This window comes from Noviherbaspirillum pedocola, from assembly GCF_016632335.1.
In the GTDB taxonomy this organism is placed as follows: Bacteria; Pseudomonadota; Gammaproteobacteria; order Burkholderiales; family Burkholderiaceae_D; genus Noviherbaspirillum_A; species Noviherbaspirillum_A pedocola.
Window position 1 is genome coordinate 14,011 of the sequence record NZ_JAEPBG010000025.1, and the last position, 17,102, is coordinate 31,112.

Below are 17,102 nucleotides of genomic sequence, written 5' to 3' on the forward strand. Positions count from 1 at the left end.
TCAATCATTCGAAACGACCACGATGGCGGCGCGAGCCGCATTCTGCCCATGACCCGTGGGCTACGCACCAGTCTCGCATGCGCCGCTTTGGTTGGCCTCGGCGCCTGCGCCGTCATTCCACCGGAGCGGCATGTGACCCCACAACAGGATGTGGCCGGCGCACAGCTCGCGACGGACATCCACCTTGCCCGCGAAGGATGGCCCCAGGCGCGCTGGTGGACTGCCTATGGGGATGTGCAGCTCGAACAGCTGATCGATGCGGCGTTAAAGGACAGCCCGACGCTCGAGAGCGCGGCCGCCCGCATCGGAGCTGCGCAGGCGGCACTCGTGCAGAATCAGGCAGCGCGCGACATCGGCGTGAATTTTCAGGCAGCAGCCAATCGGCAGCGTTATTCCGCTAACGGCCTGTTTCCGTCTCCGATCGGCGGCAGCACCTATACGGAAGAGACGCTTGGGATTCAGGCGCGCTATGACTTCGACTGGTGGGGTCGTAACCGCGCAAGGATCGCTGCAGCGGCCGGTGAAGCCAATGCACGCCGCGCTGATTATGCTCAAGCCGAGCTAATACTGGCAGCAGCAATCGCACAGAGCTATTTTCGGCTGCAAGGCGACTGGGCGCTTGCGGTTGATTTGCGCAGGATGGAAGCGCTGCAGCGGGACATGATCAAGGACACAGTGCGGCGCATCGAGCGTGGACTGGCCATTATCGACGAGCAGCGTACGGACGAGACCCGCTTGAGTGAACTGCAGCGCCAGATTGCCCAAATCGATGCTGATGCCGTTCGCGAGCGAGAAGGCTTGCGCGCACTGCTTGGCGCTGGCAGCGATGCGCTGCGTGACCTGCGGCCTCATCCAGCAGCCACGACAGCGGCCCCGTTGCCACGAAGGCTGGGACTGGAGCTTCTCGCCCGCCGCCCGGACCTGCAAGCTGCACGATGGCGCGTCCAGGCGGCGCTGAGCCGTGTCGAGCTGGCGGAGACTGCGTTCTACCCGGATATCAATCTCACCGGCTCATTCGGACTGGACTCAATTTCGATAAGCAATCTGCTGTCCGCAGGAAGCCGCACCTTCTATCTGGGCCCGACGCTGTCGCTGCCGCTATTCAACGGCAAGAGCCTGCAAGGCCAGCTCGGACAAGCGCGCAGCGCGCGCAATGAGGTCATTGCCGATTACAACCAATCCGTGTTTGACGCGGTGCGCGAGGTCGCGCAGGCGGGTGCGGAGATCCAAGGCCTCGACACCGAGCTGGGTCGCCAGGATGATGCCGTGCGCTCGAGTAATGCCGTCCTCAAGAGCGTACAGGCCCGCCTGAAGCAGGGGCTGACGGACCATGGCGCCCTGCTGCGCGCGGAGATGACGTCGTTGAACCAGGCCGATGTCATCGTGCAGCTACGCACCCGACGCCAGCTTGCGGAAGTGGCGCTGATGAAGGCGCTGGGAGGTGGCTATCACGCCAACCAGGAAGGCCGGAACATCGACGGCGCCAAGGTCTCTGTGACGAAACAACCATAAGACAGATCCAAAAAAACTTACCATGTCTACTCCGGAAAACAATATACCAACGCCCCCTGCCGGGCAAAACCGCAAGCGTAGAGCGGTACTGTTAGGCATCACGCTCCTCTTTGTACTCGCCGGCGCGCTGTATGCGGTCTACGACATGCTGGTGCTATCCAAGCGCGAAGAAACCGACGATGCCTATGTCGGCGGCAATCTTGTTACGCTGTCCTCCCAGGTGACCGGTAACGTGCAGGAGATACGCGCGGACGAAACCCAGGCCGTGCAGGCCGGAGCAGAAGTCGTGCATCTGGATCCGGTCGATGCCGATGTCGCGCTGGCGCAGGCACAAGCCCGCTTGGGAGCCACGGTGCGCCAACAGCGCGAGCGCTATGCCAGCGTTGCGCAATACGAGGCGACGGTGGAACTGCGCAAGTTGGCCTTGCAGCGCGCCGAAGCCGATTTCGCGCGCCGCGCGCCGCTGGCCGCTGACCATACGGTATCTGGGGAGGATGTGGCACATGCGCGTCAGGCTGTCGAAGATGCGCGCGCGGCGTTGAAGGTCGCGCTGCGGCAGGAAGAGGCCGCGCATGCGGGTTTGTCTGGCGTGGACCTGGCGCATCATCCCAGCGTGCTTGCGGCGAAAGAAGACTTCATACAAGCCTGGATCGCGTCGCGGCGCAATGCGATTCTGGCCCCGGTATCGGGCTATGTGGCCAAGCGCAGCGTGCAACTCGGCAGTCATGTGACCCCTGGAACACCGCTGATGTCGATCGTACCGTTGAACCAGTTGTGGATCGATGCCAATTTCAAGGAATCCGAGTTGCGCAATATCCGCGTGGGCCAGCAGGCGACGGTTGAAGCGGACGTCTATGGCGGCAAGGTCGAATACCACGGCAAGGTGGCCGGCTTGTCGGCGGGCACAGGCAGCGCATTTTCGTTATTACCTGCGCAGAATGCGACCGGGAACTGGATCAAGGTGGTGCAGCGAGTTCCGGTGCGTATCGCACTCGATCCGAAGGAACTGGAGCAGCACCCGTTGCGCATTGGCCTGTCGACCGTGGTGACGATTGATACCCATCAGACCGACGGGCCCATGCTCGGAACACCGATGCCGGCAACGCCGCTTTACAGCACCGCTGTGCTGGCACAGCCGCTCAAGGATGCAGCAGCTGCCGCGGACGCCATCATCTCTGCGAACAGCAACAAGACTTGATCTACCGGAGAAGTTACCATTTCCCCTTCCCCGGCTCACTGGCACTCACCAAGTGGTTGATTACTCCCTCGATGAAAGCGTTGGATACCTGCTGAAACGTGCGGGGGGACGACTGGCCACGACTATCGACAGGGCCCTTGCCGAGTTCGACATGACGCATGCGCAGCTCGGCATTTTTCTCCTGTTGCTGCATGGGCATGCGAATACCGCCGCCGACTTGGCACGGGGAATGGGAGTGGACACCGGAGCGATGACCCGAGCGCTGGACCGGCTCGAGGGAAAGAGCTTCATCCGGCGGCTACGCAGCGATCGGGATCGTCGCGTGATTGAAGTTAGTTTGACGGACAAAGGAATATCACAGGCAGACGTGATGATGCATGTGGCAGTTGATGCGATGAATCTTCATCTGCGCGGCTTTAGCCCAGATGAAATCGAGCAGTTCAAGGGTTTTCTGCGCAGGATGATCATGAATGCCTGACGCAAGGCGTACCGGTTGTGATTGCCTGCCTTGGAAGCTGACCTAGGCGGAAGTATTAGGCAAGGAATATCGCCCGACATCTGAACTGGGTAGAAAGGCGGCATGTCGGCACCTTTGTCCCTCGTACCGCGGTTTCCCGAAATGATTCGTGGCAAAGACGGGACACTGAGGTGCGTTATCCCGTATTTGGAAAAGTCATGAGCGAAGAAAGATGAATAATCGTCAGGCACTGTTTCTTGAAGGACCGATCCCGCGTGCGCTGCTCTCCCTGGCGCTTCCCATCATCCTCGCCAACATCCTCCAAACCGGCTATCAATTAACCGACGCATTTTGGGTCGGCAGGCTCGGCGCGTCAGCTGTTGCAGCTATTTCAGTGAGCTTTCCCGTAACCTTTCTGGTTATTGCGCTGGGTTCCGGCCTGGCTATGGCGGGTGCGACGCTCACCTCCCAGTACATGGGAGCGGGCCGACAGGACATGGTCAATCATGTAGCTGCACAAACGATGCTCATGGTACTCATCACCTCGATGTTTTTCGGCGCTCTCGGTTACATTCTGTCTCCGTATCTTCTGGAGCTGCTCGGTGTAGCGCCGGAAGTCTATGCCGGCGCCCTTGGCTTCATGCGCGTCTCCTTCATCGGCATCATCTTCGTGTTCACCTATGCGATGTTCCAAGCGCTGATGCGCGGCGTCGGACAGACGAAGATTCCACTCTACATCGTCATCGGCACGGTCCTGCTGAATTTCGCGCTGGATCCGCTCTTCATTTTCGGATGGGGGCCGGTGCCAGGACAAGGCGTCATGGGTGCCGCATTCGCGACGCTGGTGACCCAGGCGCTGGCGAGCGTCATCGGGATCGCCGTCTTCCTACGCGGGCGGCATGGCATCCAGTTACAATGGCGGGCATTCGCGCCCGACCTTCAATACATTAAACGCGCCTTTTTTCTCGGCCTGCCGGGATCTGTCGAATTGTCCACCCGTGGACTTGGGCTGACCGTCATGTCGTTTCTGGTATCGAGTTTCGGCACCCTGACCATCGCCGCCTATGGCGTCGGTTCGAACGTTCTCCAGGTCGTGACGATTCCCGTGATGGGGATGTCGATGGCGGTATCAACGCTGGTCGGCCAGAATATCGGCGCTGGCAAGATTGACCGCGCAGCGCGTGTGGCGCAGCTTGGCGCACTCCTGAGCTTTTGCCTCCTCACCCTGCTCGGTATTGTTGCGTGGTTATGCGCGCCATGGCTGGTGCGCTTTTTTATTCCGGATGATGCCAGTGTCATCGCCGAAGGCGCGCATTTCATTCGCATCATGTGCTTGGCATGGGGCGGTATCGGAATTCAGCTTTGCATCGTGTCGGCCTTCCGCGCCTCCGGCAACATGCTCATTGCCATGATCATCGCAATGGTTTCGCAATGGATGATTCAGTTTCCGCTTGCGTATGTACTGTCCAAGCACACCATGCTGCATGCGCAAGGAATCTGGTGGTCGTTCCCGGTCACCAATCTGGCGGTCTCCCTTATTTCAATCTGCTGGTTCGCTCGAGGCACCTGGAAAGACGGCCGTCTGACTGAAGAAGACAAGCAGGTTGTCCAAACGACCGATGAAACGATTCTCGATGAGGGGATTCACTAATCGAAAAAAGATCCGGCCAGTCCAACCGCTCGTACGATTTGACGATGTAACGACGCAGCGTCAAGCTGAGTGATAATTCCCCACCTCGTACCCGTACCGCGTCCACCCATTGTATGGGTCGACTGAGTTATTCCCTCAGTATCCCCGCATCGAAAACCAGCACCCCTTCGCATTCCGGCAGTACCGTCAGTGGGTTTACGTATGCTTCGCCCACACCCGATTCCGGTTTCATGGCAAGTTAAGATAATGAGGATATTGCCTTGGAAAGGTGTCTAAATCTCCACGTCTCTCACCCTGTAAACCAGTTACAGTCTGCAATGACCATATATGTGATGCTGCGGCGGGAAGACTCGCGAGACAACATAAGCGGATATATCGACTCTATGAGCAGGAAGGCTCGTCATTGCGTTTTAAGTGAACCAATCGGATGCAAAAGGCTATTTCCAGCTTTGGCAACATGCTCTATATCAATTCAACAACCCTGCGAAGCAATATTGATTCAGCTCGTCAAAAAGGGTTTTAGTATTCTCGCCCCTGTCGTTTAGAGTCTTTTATGAGGTTATATATCAAATTTATTTTGGCATCGAATGATTAATTAATATGGCTTAAATTTATGCGAGCTTTGTGAATAATAGTCGTTGTGGTCGTTCTTGTCATAATGTATAATTTTTAATGCGCTAGAAATTATAATTACCTACTAGGCGTGCCTGTGCGAGCCGGGAGCAACTGGTCCCGAACTCGGATAGGTTCAGGTCACCGTGCCGCAGACGATGGCGGTCTTGTTCGGCACGCGCCCGCGGTGCGTCGCAGCACATCGTCAATTCCATGCTGACGAAAGCTCTCCACGGTTTCGCTCTTGGCCGGGTTCCTTGTCGTTATGTTCCCATGCAGCCGAGCTTCATTCATGTTGCCGGATCAGTGCCCATCGAAGCGCGCGGGCCGCCTGCCGAAGTCGGCGGAAATGCCTTCAGCGAAATCGCTGCTTTCCGTACAAGCGTTGAACTTCTCAGCGTCTGCGTCCAGCTGTGCTTGCAAATCGTGGTTATGACGAGCGCAAATCAAATGCTTGAGGCAGTCCAGAACAGGTGCCGGGCCGTCGGCTAGCTAATGCGCCAGCGGTCAGTCCCTTCCTGAAGTTCTTTCACTGGCACCACGCGGTTCACCGGTCCGCGATGCAGCGCCTGCGGGGCATCAGGTGTATCTCCCAGCAGGGCGATCTCCATTGGCTTACGCACGCTGACTAGACGCGGTAAGGCCCATGAGGTGCCGCAGTCGGCGCTTGTGCCAACGTTGACGTAGGCCAGTTTGAAGCGCGTTCCCTCTGCGGCAATGGCAAGATCGCAGGCGCGCGCTACACCCATGCCTCCGCCGGCCACCACGCCATGCAGGCTTGCCAGTACCGCCGCCCTCATCACCGTGAGCAGTCCGATGCCGCCGTGCATTGCGGCGATGAGTTCGCGTGCCGTTCCCACTAGGTTTTCCCTGATAGCGGCAAGGTCACCGCCAGCGACGAAGGCACGCCCTTCCCCGCTGATGACTACGGCCCGTACGCCGTCATTGTCATGAGCGGATCTGCAGGCGGCGAGAAGGGCATGAGCGGTTGGTATGTCGAGGGCGTTCACAACGAGTGGCGGTTGAAGCGGATATGCGCCACACGGCCGTCGCCAGTAGCGTAGTGGGACGCTGCTCTTGGAAACACCCATGCTTCGTCCTGGTAAGTGAGGTAATACGGGAGCGTGTATCCGTGCACCGCCTTCGCCTTGCCGAGCCCGTTGCGCGCGAGCACGAAGATGTACCTCGTACGGTCCAATGATGAATCGCATCGCGCGTCCTCAGGCTCGGCAATCTCCCAGCCCGTGTTGGCGTTGGGAAGGCGTAGCCGCGCGCTCGGTCGCGAACATCGTCTTAAGCGACGACTCAACGCTGCGGCGGCGCATGTGCGCCGAATCGTCGCTTAAGACGAGGCGCAGGCCGTGGTACGCCGTGACAATCCTTCCAACAGCAATTCGTAAGGTATACGGAACACGTTGAAGAATTTCATCCGTTCGACACGCTGTCGGCAAGGCGCGATGCGACAAGTGCCGAGGCCTGCCGTTCGCATGCGCGGGCTGCGGGTCGCCGCGCCCATTTGCCCTGCTGGCTACGCATATCGCTCGGCTGCATTCACGGAAGACGCCGGATCAACACGTGGGGACGAAAATGGGAACACGCCTTAGGAAAAGGCAGGCAAAGTGCTGCCTCATCTTCGAGCGCGGTCGACGAGCCGTGCAAGCCGATGACCTAAATACCGGCCCGGTATGGGCACGAATGGCATTCAGGCGCTGGATTTGCTGCATAGGAAGATGTGCAAGGAAGAAGGTTGCGCATTCCAGCTGTTGGCTTCCGCGCATGGTCGACACAATTCAGGGCACCGCGGCACAACTCTTCTTACGGCGCATGCCTTGGCCGTGCGCGCCGCGCTTGACGCTTCGCTGGCCGCGACAGAGTCCACGTGGACCAACGCCTCGCCGACAGAAGCGCTGGCAAATGCCACACCTTACATGCAGTGCTTTGGCCATGTGGTTATTGCCTGACTATGGCTCGATGTCGCGCTGGCTGTGGAAGGCATTGCCGACGATGCGCTGCGCCACGGCAAGCTCGCTGACGTGCGCTACTTTCATCATTACGAATTGCAGAAGATCCACGCCTTGCTAGGTGTGACCGTAATTAGATCCAGGACCTTCCTGGACACCGATCCGGAATGGCTGTGAAGCCGAACGCAAAGGAGGAAGCGCCAATGAAAGCGAGGACTGTACAAGCGTTATTCGATTTGAGCGGCCGCACCGCGCTGGTAACCGGCGGCTCCCGCGGGCTAGGGCTGCAGATGGCGCATGCGCTAGGAGAAGCCGGCGCCAGCGTGATGATCAGCGCGCGCAAGGCGGATGAGCTGGAGAAAGCGGCAGTCGAGCTCCGTACCGGAGGCATCGACGTTGCCACCAGTGTTGCCGACGTCAGCCGGCATGCGGATGTCATGGCACTGACCGATGCGGCATTGCAGGCATTCGGCCATGTCGACATTCTCGTCAACAATGCCGGCACCACTTGGGGCGCGCCCGCCGAGGAGTTTTCACTCGAAGCCTGGGACAAGGTGATGAATTTGAATGTGCGGGGACTGTTTTTGCTGACCCGCGAAATCGGCAAGCGAAGCATGATTCCCCGGCGCAGCGGCAGGATCATCAATATCGCGTCGGTCGCGGCGCTGGGGGGCAACATCAAGCTGATGCAGGCGGTCGGCTACAACACCAGCAAGGGGGCGGTGCTCACCTTCACCCGTTGCCTCGCAGCGGAATGGGGTCGCTACGGCATCAATGTCAATGCCATCGGACCGGGCGTCTTCCCGAGCAAGATGGCCAACGGCATGATTGAGCAGGTGGGCGCGGAAAACGTCAGGGACAACATCCCCCTAAACCGAATGGGGGACGATGAAGATTTGAAGGGCCCACTGCTACTGCTGGCTAGCGATGCGGGCAAGCACATGTCGGGCGTGTTCATTCCGGTGGATGGAGGGGCATCGGCGGTTATCGCGGGCTAGAGCCTATCCGGTTCACCGGTTAGATGCTGCAGGACGGTTGATCAGAACCATGCCAACTCTGCAGCAAACACCAATCGGGCGGCCGAGCCTCGGCACGTTCGCAGTGATCCGGAAAAATCATTGCTTGCGACGAGGCCGGGCATGGCTGCCCGGCAGAAAATCGGTGATATGAACGGTCCGGGAAGCGCGGCAGGCAATCTGGCCCGCGGGATCCTGCTGAACCACACACATACAATCACTGAGGAAAAACCTGATGAAGACGCGCGTCACCGAAATGCTGGGCATCCGCTATCCGATCGTGCAGGGCGGCATGCGGCGGGTGGGCCGCGTAGAACTGGCCTCGGCGGTTTCGAATGCCGGCGGCCTCGGCATCCTGACCGCCCTCACCCAGCCGACGCTGGAAGATCTCCGGCGAGATCCGCCGCTGCCGCGACATGACCGACCTACCCTTCGGTGTCAACCTGACGATCCTGCCATCAGTCAATCCGCCACCCTATACGGACTACGTGGAAGCCATCATCGAGGGCGGCATCAAGATCGTAGAGACTGCCGGAAACAGTCCCAAGGATTTCATCGGGCGCTTCAAGGCCAACGGCGTACGCATCCTGCACAAATGCACGTCCGTGTAGCATGCGCTATCTGCTGAGCGCAACGGCGTGGACATTATCAGCATCGACGGCTTCGAATGCGCCGGCCATCCGGGCGAGGACGACGTCGGCGGTCTAGTGATGATCCCAGTCGCAGGCAAGGCGTTGAAGATTCCAGTGATTGCCTCCGGCGGCATCAGCGACGGCTGGAGGTTGGCAGCTGCGCTGGCGCTGGGCGCCGAGTTGTCAATATGGGCACGCGCTTTTGCGCGGTCAAGGAGGCACCGCTACACGACAACATCAAGCAGGCGCTGGTGCGCGCCACCGAGCGCGACACCAACCTGATCTTCCGTACCCTACATAACACCGGCAGGGTGCTAAAGACACCAGTTTCGAACGAGGTGGTGTCGATGGAAGGCCGCCCCGAAGGCTGCAGCTTCGAGGATATCCGCCCGCTGGTTTCCGGCCAGAGCGGCCGGCAAGCGCTGGAGACAAATGATATGAACGCCGGCCTGGTCTCGGCCGGCGAGGTGGTGGGCCTGATCGACGACGTCCCGAGCTGCGCCGAACTGATCGAGCGCATGGTGTCGGAGTGTCGCGCACGCCTAACAGTAGCCTTCTCCTATCTCTGAGTGCAGCGATCCGGATTGGCCGTCCCGCATGCAAGAAACTTCGACCGGATCAGGAGACTGGCGGTATCACCTAACGGAGCACCTAACTTGGCTATACCGGCAGGCCGCGCAGCGCTGCTGATGGACTTTTAAGGATTGCTGATTGTCGGCTCAAGCAGCCTGCCGGTCGACCCTCCGCAGATGGCGGTCGACCGGGCCGAACAGGCCTTCCAGCACGGTGGCCCGCTTGAAGAACTGGCCAATCGCCAGTTCATCGGTCATGTCCATGCTGCCATGAATTTGCTCCGCATTCTGGCCGATGAAGCGGCACGCCTGTCTGACTGTTACCTTGGCGGACGATACAGCAAGGCGGCGCACCAGTTCCGGCTCGCCCGGCATGCCAATTGTCGGCTGCGTCACGGCTGATGGCTTTTCCAGATGCATCAGCATGTCGGCCATTCGGTGCTGCAGGACTTGGAACGAAGAAATCGGCACGCCGAACTGCATGCGTTCGCGTGCATAGTGCACCGTATCCCGGTAAATCCAGCGCAGCACGCCCGCCGCTTCGGCGCATGCGGCAAGCGTAGCATCGTCGACCGCGCGTTCGATCAGCGGCAGTGCATCGCCATCATGCAAGATAGCATTAACCGGCAACCTCACATCCTCACAAAAGAGTCCGGCGCCGCGGCCGCCGACCACCAGCGGATAGTCGTGGCTGCGCACGCCGGCAGCGTCGCGTGCTACCAATGCCAGCGACATCCCGTCAGCTTCGCGCTGGCCACTCCGCTGCGCGCTGTGACGAGGTAATGGCTGGCCTACGGCGCGCCGCACATAACTGCCTGGTGGCCGGGCATGACATACCCTGATCCGTCGCGCTTCAACAATGTATTGAGGTCGACTAAGTCATAGCGGCCTTGCCGTTCGGCATGCGCAAATGCCAGCATGGCATTGCCGGCGATGATCTGCTCCAGCAGGCCGCACGCGGCCGGCGTGTCGGCGCTCGCCAAGAAGCCGCCGCCGTTTATCACGGTCGACAGGTAAGGCTCGCCGGTAAGGACTGGTCAGCCAGCCCCATGGCAGCGGCTTCGCGTCCGGCATAGGTCGCGAGGTCATCACTATTTCTCGCGCCTTTGATGGGCCAATGTGGCGCGGCAGCCGGTGGCTCCGCCCCCATACCGGCGTCAATACCCACTTGGCGTGGGTGTCCGCGAACTTCGCCGATGAGGCGACAATGATGTCAACGACCAGGGCCAGCCCCAGCGCACCGGTGTAACACTGGCCATCCGCGGCAGTGATCACTGGCTGCGGCAGGTTAGCAAGCTGCTCGACCGGCTGGCAGTGCCGGATGAGGTTCTCCATGCCTTCCCCTTCGCGGATGTCCGACAGGTGGTGACCTGCGGAAAAGCACCTGCCTGCGCCACGCATGACAACCAAACCGATGCGGTCGGTGCAATGTTTGGAAAGCCGCTCGCACATCGCCAAGTCCAGCGCATTTAGTTTGTCCGGACGGTTCAGCGTCAAGACAGTTAAGCCGTCTGGCCTTTACGGATGATTAAGGTCTCATTGTCCATATTGTCTACTCCAAGGATTGTTGTCGGCGGCCTTACTCGGCCAGCGAATGCGCGGCAATGATGTTGCGCTGCAGTTCATTGCTTCTAGCATAGATAGAAGCGGCGCGGTCGTTTAGGTACGAAGACATACCCATTACGGCCTCTTCCATCAGAGATGCCTTCTCGTGCAGCGAATTGCAGAAGGCCGGGCACGCATGCGCCAGATCGCTCAGATCTCGACCGCCAGTTCGGTCAGGTTCTGGCGCAGTTCCGAACCGAGCACCTTGCCAATCGACGGCGCAATGCCGGGTGACTGGCCGGCGACCTGAGCCGCCAGCGCGCGCAGTTCCATTGCCTCCACCGCGTCGACGGCGCATCCGGCGTAAGCCAGCTTGCGGCGACGCTGTCCGCATCGGCAAACACTCGGGCAGCGCTGTTGCATAGCCGACGGCGGCGCAGCAGGAGCGTTCCGCTATAGCCGCGCTCATACTCCAGCAGATATGTGGCGATGCTCCATCCTTGGTTTTCCTCGGGGATTAGCGACGATGCAAGCAGCCGCACATTGTCGAAAGACACCTGGTTCAGTTCGTGGCCGCCCGCTAAGCTAATGATGGGATGGGTCCTATGCACGGCACATTCAGATCGAAACACAGGAAGCTGATGCCTTGCTGGCGCTTGGTGCCCGGGGCCGTGCGCACGAGACAGAAAATCTTGTTGGACCAATGCGCATGGGTGGTCCAGATTTTGGTCCGGTTAATCATGTAGTCGTCGCCGTCGCGCTCGGCGCGGCGTGCCAGCGAGGCCAAGTCGACCCGGCCTAGGGCTCGGAATAGTCCTGCGCCCAGTAGCCGTCGCCGTCGCCGTCGCCATTGCGTATACCCGGCAGCCAGCGCTGCTTTTGTTCCTCGCTGCCGAAGGCGATGAGTACAGGCGCCACCATGCGGGTGGCGTTGGGTGCCAGTACCGGCGCGTCCGCCTCAGCCAGCTCATAAGCTAAAATATAATGCTGTATCGGCGTCCAACCAGTGCCACCGTACTCCAAGGGCCAAAGCGGAACGCTCTAACTTTGTTTCGCCAGTATGCGGTGCCAGCGAACGACTTTTAGGTAGTCGCTGTATATGCCGGCGCAACGTCGCCCGGTTTCGCGCAGCTCGGGCATCAATTCACGCGCGAGGAATTGACGCACCGCCGCCCTGAACTCAGCATCCTGCGAATCCAATACCGCGCTCGCGTTTGCATCGTTCAAAGAAGGCATGTAGTGGGCGAGGATCTTGGCATCGCCGGTATCGGGTGCCTGACAGCCAGATACCACCGGGCCGAAGCGGGAGCGGCCGAGGATCTCGCTCATGAGCGCCAGCTTAATCTGGCCAAAGCCGAGACCTCCGGACCGACGTGGCAGACGCACAGCCCGCGCTGCTTTACCTGTGCCTGCAGCGGTCGCACTAGGCGGTCGTTGGCGGGTTGTGAACGTCCCAGCGGTCGCCCAGCACGTGGTCGAGCGGCTCGACCTCCTCGCGCACGAAGTGTTCGATCCGGTCGAGCTGCTCCTGGAATGCCAGGGCCGTATCGAGATCGATCTGCATACGTGTCTCAGCAGGGTGGTTGGCGTTGCTGCGGGTGAGCGCAGAACCGAGCCGCCGCCGATTTGGGCCGAGTATGGTGGATTGACAATTAAAGCGGATGATTTATCCGCTTGCTTTATAATTTTTGAGATGGGATCATGTCAAGCATGAAAGGCGAAGACACCCGAAATATCATCAAGGTCGCAGCGCGGCGCCTATTTGCGCTGCGCGGCATTGACGGCGTATCGGTGCGCGACATTGCCGCAGCAGCCGAGCAACGCAACAGCGGCTCGATCAACTATTACTTTCGCAGCAAGGAAGCGCTGGTGAGCGAACTGGTGGTCGATGGCGCCAAGGCCATCAACGAGCGCCGCAACGCCATGCTCGATGGTCTGGAAGCGGCGCGCGGCTCGCTGACCCTGCGCAAGGTGGTGGACGTTCTGGTGCGCTCCACCTTCGGACCGGAAGACGGCCTCGAGGACCATACTTATCTGCGCTTCATTGCTTGGCTGCAGATGAACCACCGTGACCTGTTTCTGGCCGCGCTCGACAACACCTGGAACACCGGCTACCAGCGCTGCCTTGCGCACATCCGCGCCCTACTCCCGAGTCTGCCGGCAGCAGTGCTCAACCAGCGCTTGGTTTTCATGGGCCTGTACCTCAACGCTACACTGTCGGCGCGCGAGGCCGCGCTGGATGCGGCCGGCGTCGGCGGGCACGGGTTCTGGGACGCCGCCTACACCATGGACAACCTCACCGATACTGTGCTGGCGCTGCTCGAGGGCAAACCTTCCGCCGCCACCACCAAGCAACTATAAGGAACAAGCCTGTGTCCGCCTACAATCCTGCCAGCTTCACTCAAGCGACCGCGCAGACCAGCATTGCGACGACCGCCGACGTGCAAGCGGTCTACGGCGCCATGCGCACCCGGCGCTCGATCCGCGGCTTCTTGAATACTCCGGTGCCACAGGCGCTCCTCGACGAGATTCTCGAGGTCGCACTGCGCGCTCCTTCCGGCACCAATACCCAGCCGTGGCAGGTGCATGTGCTAACGGGACGCAGCAAAGACACACTGACGGCTCGCCTACAGGCTGTGTTCGACGACCCGGAACGAATGGGGCAGCGCGAGTACAAGAGCGTAGACTGGCCGCAGCCTTACTTGGGCCGGCGCCGCAAGGTGGGCTGGGACTTGTACGGCCTGCTTGACATCGGCCGCGGCGATTCCGCGCGCATGCATTCCCAGCACCGCCGCAACCTGGATTTCTTTGGCGCGCCGGTCGGGCTGCTTTTCACGCTCAAAGAGTTCATGTCGGCATCCAGCTATCTCGACGTCGGCATGCTGATGCAGAACATCATGCTGGCCGCAGCCGCGAATGGGCTCGATACCTGCCCACAGGGCATGTTCATCCAGTTCGCAGATGAAATCGTGGACCAACTCGGTTTGGCGACGGACGACTTGGTGGTCTGCGGCATGGCACTCGGCTACAGGGATCACAATGCGCCGGAAAACCAGCTCGTCACCGAGCGCGAACCGCTTGGCGAGATGGTGCGGCGCTACGATTAGGCATTGACAGACATGCCGGCGGCGCACGCTGCCCTTGAAGTCACCGACGGTGCCAGCGCTGTGGTTCGAAATGACAAAATATTCCGACTAGGTCCAGTCCGCAACATCGCAAACCGCTTGCGCACGACTCCTGCAAGTAGGCTGGCACTAGTTGAGAGGCGTTGTACTGGAATTCTCCTTGTAACAGCTTGGTGCATCGCAGGCGGTCCGCTTGCGGTGCTGAGGCCGGTCAGAGCGGGGCGCTGTCCGCTTTAGCGCTGGCATACTCCCACGCGGTCGCAGCAACCAGTTCCGCCACGTGCATGACGCCGGTAACGCCCGATACCGAATGTCCGGCCGACCATATATTGCTCCACCGCTTCATGCCTAGCGCCGGCGCTTCGCGACCGTAGAGTTTCGCCGCTTCCCCCGGCGTCACTTGCTCTTCAAATCAGTTCAGGGTCTAGGCCGGCGGCTACGATGGACGGCCGCAGCATGCTGCTCGATAGGCCATTAAAAGCGGGGTAAGCAGCACATCATCGGCGTCGGCATTACATACCATGCGCTTGTAATCGTCGGCAGCCATGCTTTCGGCGGTATCGATGAACTTGGCGCCCCTGTAGGCGAGGTCGCAGCCGAGTAAACGGACTGCCTACAGTGCAGCGCCGTCGCTGATGCCACCCGCCAGCACCAGAGGGCCGCCATAGAAACCGCGTACTGCACGCACGAAGGCAAAGCTATTCAGCCATCCGGTATTTCCGCCCGCACCGGCGGAGAGCAGCACCAGGCCATCGACTCCCGCTTCCAGCGCCTTAGGCGCGTGCGCGACGCTGCCGACATCGGCGAACACCAGACAGCCGACGCGTGCAGCGGCGCCACCACCGATACCGGCGACCCGACACTGGTGATCAGCAATTCGGGGCGATGCCGCAACAGTACCTCCAAGTCTCGGTCCATGCGCGGCTGGCGGATAACCAATTGGCGCACTAGGGCGCCAATTGGTTATCCGCCCTTTTGAGCTGTTTGCAGATGTAATCCAGCCAGGCATCAAGTTCGTCAGGCGTGCGCGCATTGGCGGTCGGAAAGGCGCCGATTACGCCGCTCCTGCAGGCGGCAATCACGAGGTTCGGACCGGACAACGTAAACATCGGTGCAGCGATTAAAGGCAAGCGCAAGCGCCGGGCAATACGCGTCGGCAGCCGGGATGTACCGGACGGGATGTTGTCGCGTCGTGCAGAAAGATCCATGAAATTCTCTGACGCAATCAGTTAACATTCCTGGTCTTTCCTTCCCAATACGGCTTCCTCAATAAGTTCTTCAAGAGTTTTCCGCTCGGGTTGCGCGGCAGGCTGTCCATCACGTCCACCGATCGCGGGCACTTGAAGTGTGCCAGCCGCTCCCGGCAAAAATCGATCACCTCGGCTTCCTCTAGCCGGGCGCCCGGCCGCGGGATCACGCACGCCTTGACCGCCTCGCCCCACTTCTCGTCGGGCACCGCGATCACCGCGCAGTCGAGCACCAACGGATGCTTCATCAGCACGTTCTCCACCTCCACCGGATAGATGTTCTCGCCGCCGGAAATGATCATGTCCTTGATGCGGTCCTCGATGAACAAATAGCCGTCCCGCAGCGAGCCGGCATCGCCGGTACGGAACCAGCCCACACCGTCCACCTTCCCCTCTGGATAAGCTTCCCGCGTCGCCTTTTCGTTATGCCAGTAGCCAATCATGTTCTGCGGCGAACGGATCCATACCTCGCCGATCTGCCCGTCCGGCAGATTTTCTCCAGTAGCGATGTCAACGATGCGCAGTTCGACACCTGCGCAGGCCTTTCCCGCCGCGCGCAAAAGGAAGGCGCGCGGGCCGTTCGGATCATGGTCTTCCGGCGTCAGTGCCACCACCGCTCCGGTGGTTTCGGTAAGGCCGTAGTTCTGCACGAACTTGCAGCGGAATAGGCGTAGCGCCTCGCTCAACACCGTCTCGCTGATCGGCGCGGCGCCGTAGCCGATCACCCGCAACGCCGAAAAATCGGTCTTCTCCACGCTTGGCACCTGCAACAGCGCGTGGATCATGGCCGGCACCAGGAAGGAATGGGTCACGCGGTGTTGAGTGAACGCCGCTACCACCTGCGCTGGCACGAACTCCGGGTAGGTAACGCTGGCGCCGCCGTTGTAGAGCACGACGAAGGACAAGCCCAGCCCGCCGATGTGGAAGGTCGGCGCGACGTTGAGCGTTACCGTCGGCCGCTTGCCGTAGCCGAACAGCCCGCGAACCGTCTCGCAAACGCCGATCAGGTTGCGGTGCGAGAGTTCCACCCCCTTCGGCAGCCCAGTGGTACCCGACGAATACAGCTGTAGAGCCACATCCTGCAGGCCGGCTTGGTACACCGGTGAGGCATCTTCGAACTCGCTATTCCATTCGGCGAGCGATTCCCGATTTGCGCCTGGAAGCGTGGTCAGTGTCTTGCGCACGCGCGGGAGGGCGACCTTGTCAAGCAGCGGCAGAAACTCGCCGTCGGCCATGAGGAACACCGCTTCCCCATGGTTGACAATGTACTCCACTTCGCTCGGCGCCAGTCGCCAATTAACCGGCATGCAGACCGCACCGACTTTCTGCGCCGCGATCACCAGTAGCGTGCATTCCGCCATGTGCCTGGTGAGGCATGCCACCCGGTCGCCTTTGCCGATGCCGAGGGTAACCAAACCATTGGCGATGCGATTGGTCTCGCGCTCGACGTCGGCAAAGCGCAGGGTGCGCAGCGGCGTGCGGTAAGCGATCTGTTCCGGCATCGCGTGCGCGATGGTGGCGACGGCACCATGGAACGTGGTGTAGGTCATGATACCTCCTCTGTTGTTATCCTG

General features: G+C 60.4%; 18 protein-coding genes and 2 pseudogenes. 9 read left to right on the top strand and 11 right to left on the bottom strand.

Annotated elements, in window-relative coordinates:
• Positions 1–87: 87 nt before the first annotated feature.
• The 4 genes from JJB74_RS29100 to JJB74_RS29115 all read left to right on the top strand — a co-directional run bounded on the left by JJB74_RS29100 (position 88) and on the right by JJB74_RS29115 (position 4,818).
• Positions 88–1,512, top strand: a complete 1,425-nt coding sequence (locus tag JJB74_RS29100) for an efflux transporter outer membrane subunit (RefSeq protein WP_234484955.1) — start codon at positions 88–90, stop codon at positions 1,510–1,512.
• 22 nt (positions 1,513–1,534) lie between these two features.
• A complete protein-coding gene (locus JJB74_RS29105; RefSeq protein ID WP_200598060.1) occupies positions 1,535–2,710 on the top strand; it encodes an HlyD family secretion protein in 1,176 nt (391 codons plus the stop codon).
• A 52-nt stretch (positions 2,711–2,762) separates the two neighbouring features.
• On the top strand, positions 2,763–3,188 hold the full coding sequence (locus tag JJB74_RS29110) for a MarR family winged helix-turn-helix transcriptional regulator (RefSeq protein ID WP_200598061.1): 426 nt from the start codon (positions 2,763–2,765) through the stop codon (positions 3,186–3,188).
• 211 nt (positions 3,189–3,399) lie between these two features.
• The gene (locus tag JJB74_RS29115; RefSeq protein ID WP_200598062.1) at positions 3,400–4,818 is read left to right on the top strand and encodes an MATE family efflux transporter; all 1,419 of its coding nucleotides are present in this window, start codon (positions 3,400–3,402) and stop codon (positions 4,816–4,818) included.
• A gap of 1,100 nt (positions 4,819–5,918) precedes the next feature.
• Here JJB74_RS29115 and JJB74_RS29120 read toward each other — a convergent pair.
• Entirely contained in the window at positions 5,919–6,521 is a 603-nt protein-coding gene (locus tag JJB74_RS29120) for an enoyl-CoA hydratase/isomerase family protein (protein ID WP_234484956.1), read from the bottom strand.
• Positions 6,437–6,628, bottom strand: a complete 192-nt coding sequence (locus tag JJB74_RS29125) for a hypothetical protein (RefSeq protein WP_200598064.1) — start codon at positions 6,626–6,628, stop codon at positions 6,437–6,439. Before JJB74_RS29125 ends, JJB74_RS29120 begins: the two co-directional genes overlap by 85 nt.
• 487 nt (positions 6,629–7,115) lie before the next feature.
• Here JJB74_RS29125 and JJB74_RS29130 point away from each other — a divergent pair, with 487 nt between their 5' ends.
• From JJB74_RS29130 to JJB74_RS29140, 3 genes and pseudogenes are all read left to right on the top strand, one after another.
• Positions 7,116–7,391 (top strand): acyl-CoA dehydrogenase C-terminal domain-containing protein, encoded by a 276-nt coding sequence (locus tag JJB74_RS29130; RefSeq protein WP_200598065.1) that lies wholly within the window; start codon positions 7,116–7,118, stop codon positions 7,389–7,391.
• A 203-nt stretch (positions 7,392–7,594) separates the two neighbouring features.
• Positions 7,595–8,389, top strand: coding sequence for an SDR family oxidoreductase (locus JJB74_RS29135; RefSeq protein WP_200598066.1), 795 nt, complete (start codon positions 7,595–7,597; stop codon positions 8,387–8,389).
• 253 nt (positions 8,390–8,642) lie between these two features.
• Positions 8,643–9,608 (top strand): annotated as a pseudogene (locus JJB74_RS29140) (NAD(P)H-dependent flavin oxidoreductase).
• Positions 9,609–9,758: 150 nt separating this feature from the next.
• Here JJB74_RS29140 and JJB74_RS29145 read toward each other — a convergent pair.
• The 6 genes and pseudogenes from JJB74_RS29145 to JJB74_RS29175 form a co-directional block, all read right to left on the bottom strand.
• On the bottom strand, positions 9,759–10,346 hold the full coding sequence (locus JJB74_RS29145) for an acyl-CoA dehydrogenase family protein (RefSeq protein WP_200598067.1): 588 nt from the start codon (positions 10,344–10,346) through the stop codon (positions 9,759–9,761).
• A 144-nt stretch (positions 10,347–10,490) separates the two neighbouring features.
• Positions 10,491–11,111 (bottom strand): annotated as a pseudogene (locus tag JJB74_RS29150) (enoyl-CoA hydratase/isomerase family protein); the annotation flags it as partial.
• Between the two features lie 255 nt (positions 11,112–11,366).
• On the bottom strand, positions 11,367–11,579 hold the full coding sequence (locus tag JJB74_RS29155) for an acyl-CoA dehydrogenase family protein (protein ID WP_200598069.1): 213 nt from the start codon (positions 11,577–11,579) through the stop codon (positions 11,367–11,369).
• A 375-nt stretch (positions 11,580–11,954) separates the two neighbouring features.
• A complete protein-coding gene (locus tag JJB74_RS29165) occupies positions 11,955–12,179 on the bottom strand; it encodes an acyl-CoA dehydrogenase family protein (protein ID WP_200598071.1) in 225 nt (74 codons plus the stop codon).
• Positions 12,180–12,197: 18 nt separating this feature from the next.
• Positions 12,198–12,485: a hypothetical protein gene (locus JJB74_RS29170; RefSeq protein ID WP_200598072.1), complete on the bottom strand. Its 288-nt coding sequence runs from the start codon at positions 12,483–12,485 to the stop codon at positions 12,198–12,200.
• Between the two features lie 94 nt (positions 12,486–12,579).
• On the bottom strand, positions 12,580–12,720 hold the full coding sequence (locus JJB74_RS29175) for a hypothetical protein (RefSeq protein ID WP_200598073.1): 141 nt from the start codon (positions 12,718–12,720) through the stop codon (positions 12,580–12,582).
• Positions 12,721–12,857: 137 nt separating this feature from the next.
• Between JJB74_RS29175 and JJB74_RS29180 the strand changes: the two genes are divergently transcribed.
• Together JJB74_RS29180 and JJB74_RS29185 are read left to right on the top strand one after the other, a co-directional pair.
• Positions 12,858–13,517, top strand: coding sequence for a TetR/AcrR family transcriptional regulator (locus JJB74_RS29180; RefSeq protein WP_200598074.1), 660 nt, complete (start codon positions 12,858–12,860; stop codon positions 13,515–13,517).
• A gap of 11 nt (positions 13,518–13,528) precedes the next feature.
• Positions 13,529–14,263, top strand: coding sequence for a nitroreductase (locus tag JJB74_RS29185; RefSeq protein WP_325170196.1), 735 nt, complete (start codon positions 13,529–13,531; stop codon positions 14,261–14,263).
• A 631-nt stretch (positions 14,264–14,894) separates the two neighbouring features.
• Here JJB74_RS29185 and JJB74_RS33540 read toward each other — a convergent pair.
• The 3 genes from JJB74_RS33540 to JJB74_RS29195 all read right to left on the bottom strand — a co-directional run bounded on the left by JJB74_RS33540 (position 14,895) and on the right by JJB74_RS29195 (position 17,078).
• Positions 14,895–15,092 (bottom strand): nitronate monooxygenase family protein, encoded by a 198-nt coding sequence (locus tag JJB74_RS33540; RefSeq protein WP_234484957.1) that lies wholly within the window; start codon positions 15,090–15,092, stop codon positions 14,895–14,897.
• Positions 15,093–15,228: 136 nt separating this feature from the next.
• Entirely contained in the window at positions 15,229–15,489 is a 261-nt protein-coding gene (locus JJB74_RS33545) for a hypothetical protein (protein ID WP_234484958.1), read from the bottom strand.
• A gap of 17 nt (positions 15,490–15,506) precedes the next feature.
• Positions 15,507–17,078, bottom strand: a complete 1,572-nt coding sequence (locus JJB74_RS29195) for a long-chain-fatty-acid--CoA ligase (protein ID WP_200598075.1) — start codon at positions 17,076–17,078, stop codon at positions 15,507–15,509.
• Positions 17,079–17,102 lie beyond the last annotated feature (24 nt).

Coding starts and splice junctions, on each gene's coding strand:
- JJB74_RS29105 (WP_200598060.1), top strand. CDS start 1,535: ATGTCTACTCCGGAAAACAATATACCAACGCCCCCTGCCGGGCAAAAC.
- JJB74_RS29115 (WP_200598062.1), top strand. CDS start 3,400: ATGAATAATCGTCAGGCACTGTTTCTTGAAGGACCGATCCCGCGTGCG.
- JJB74_RS29120 (WP_234484956.1), bottom strand. CDS start 6,521: ATGGGTGTTTCCAAGAGCAGCGTCCCACTACGCTACTGGCGACGGCCG.
- JJB74_RS29130 (WP_200598065.1), top strand. CDS start 7,116: ATGGGCACGAATGGCATTCAGGCGCTGGATTTGCTGCATAGGAAGATG.
- JJB74_RS29135 (WP_200598066.1), top strand. CDS start 7,595: ATGAAAGCGAGGACTGTACAAGCGTTATTCGATTTGAGCGGCCGCACC.
- JJB74_RS29145 (WP_200598067.1), bottom strand. CDS start 10,346: ATGTCGCTGGCATTGGTAGCACGCGACGCTGCCGGCGTGCGCAGCCAC.
- JJB74_RS29155 (WP_200598069.1), bottom strand. CDS start 11,579: ATGCAACAGCGCTGCCCGAGTGTTTGCCGATGCGGACAGCGTCGCCGC.
- JJB74_RS29170 (WP_200598072.1), bottom strand. CDS start 12,485: ATGAGCGAGATCCTCGGCCGCTCCCGCTTCGGCCCGGTGGTATCTGGC.
- JJB74_RS29175 (WP_200598073.1), bottom strand. CDS start 12,720: ATGCAGATCGATCTCGATACGGCCCTGGCATTCCAGGAGCAGCTCGAC.
- JJB74_RS29180 (WP_200598074.1), top strand. CDS start 12,858: ATGTCAAGCATGAAAGGCGAAGACACCCGAAATATCATCAAGGTCGCA.
- JJB74_RS33545 (WP_234484958.1), bottom strand. CDS start 15,489: ATGGATCTTTCTGCACGACGCGACAACATCCCGTCCGGTACATCCCGG.
- JJB74_RS29195 (WP_200598075.1), bottom strand. CDS start 17,078: ATGACCTACACCACGTTCCATGGTGCCGTCGCCACCATCGCGCACGCG.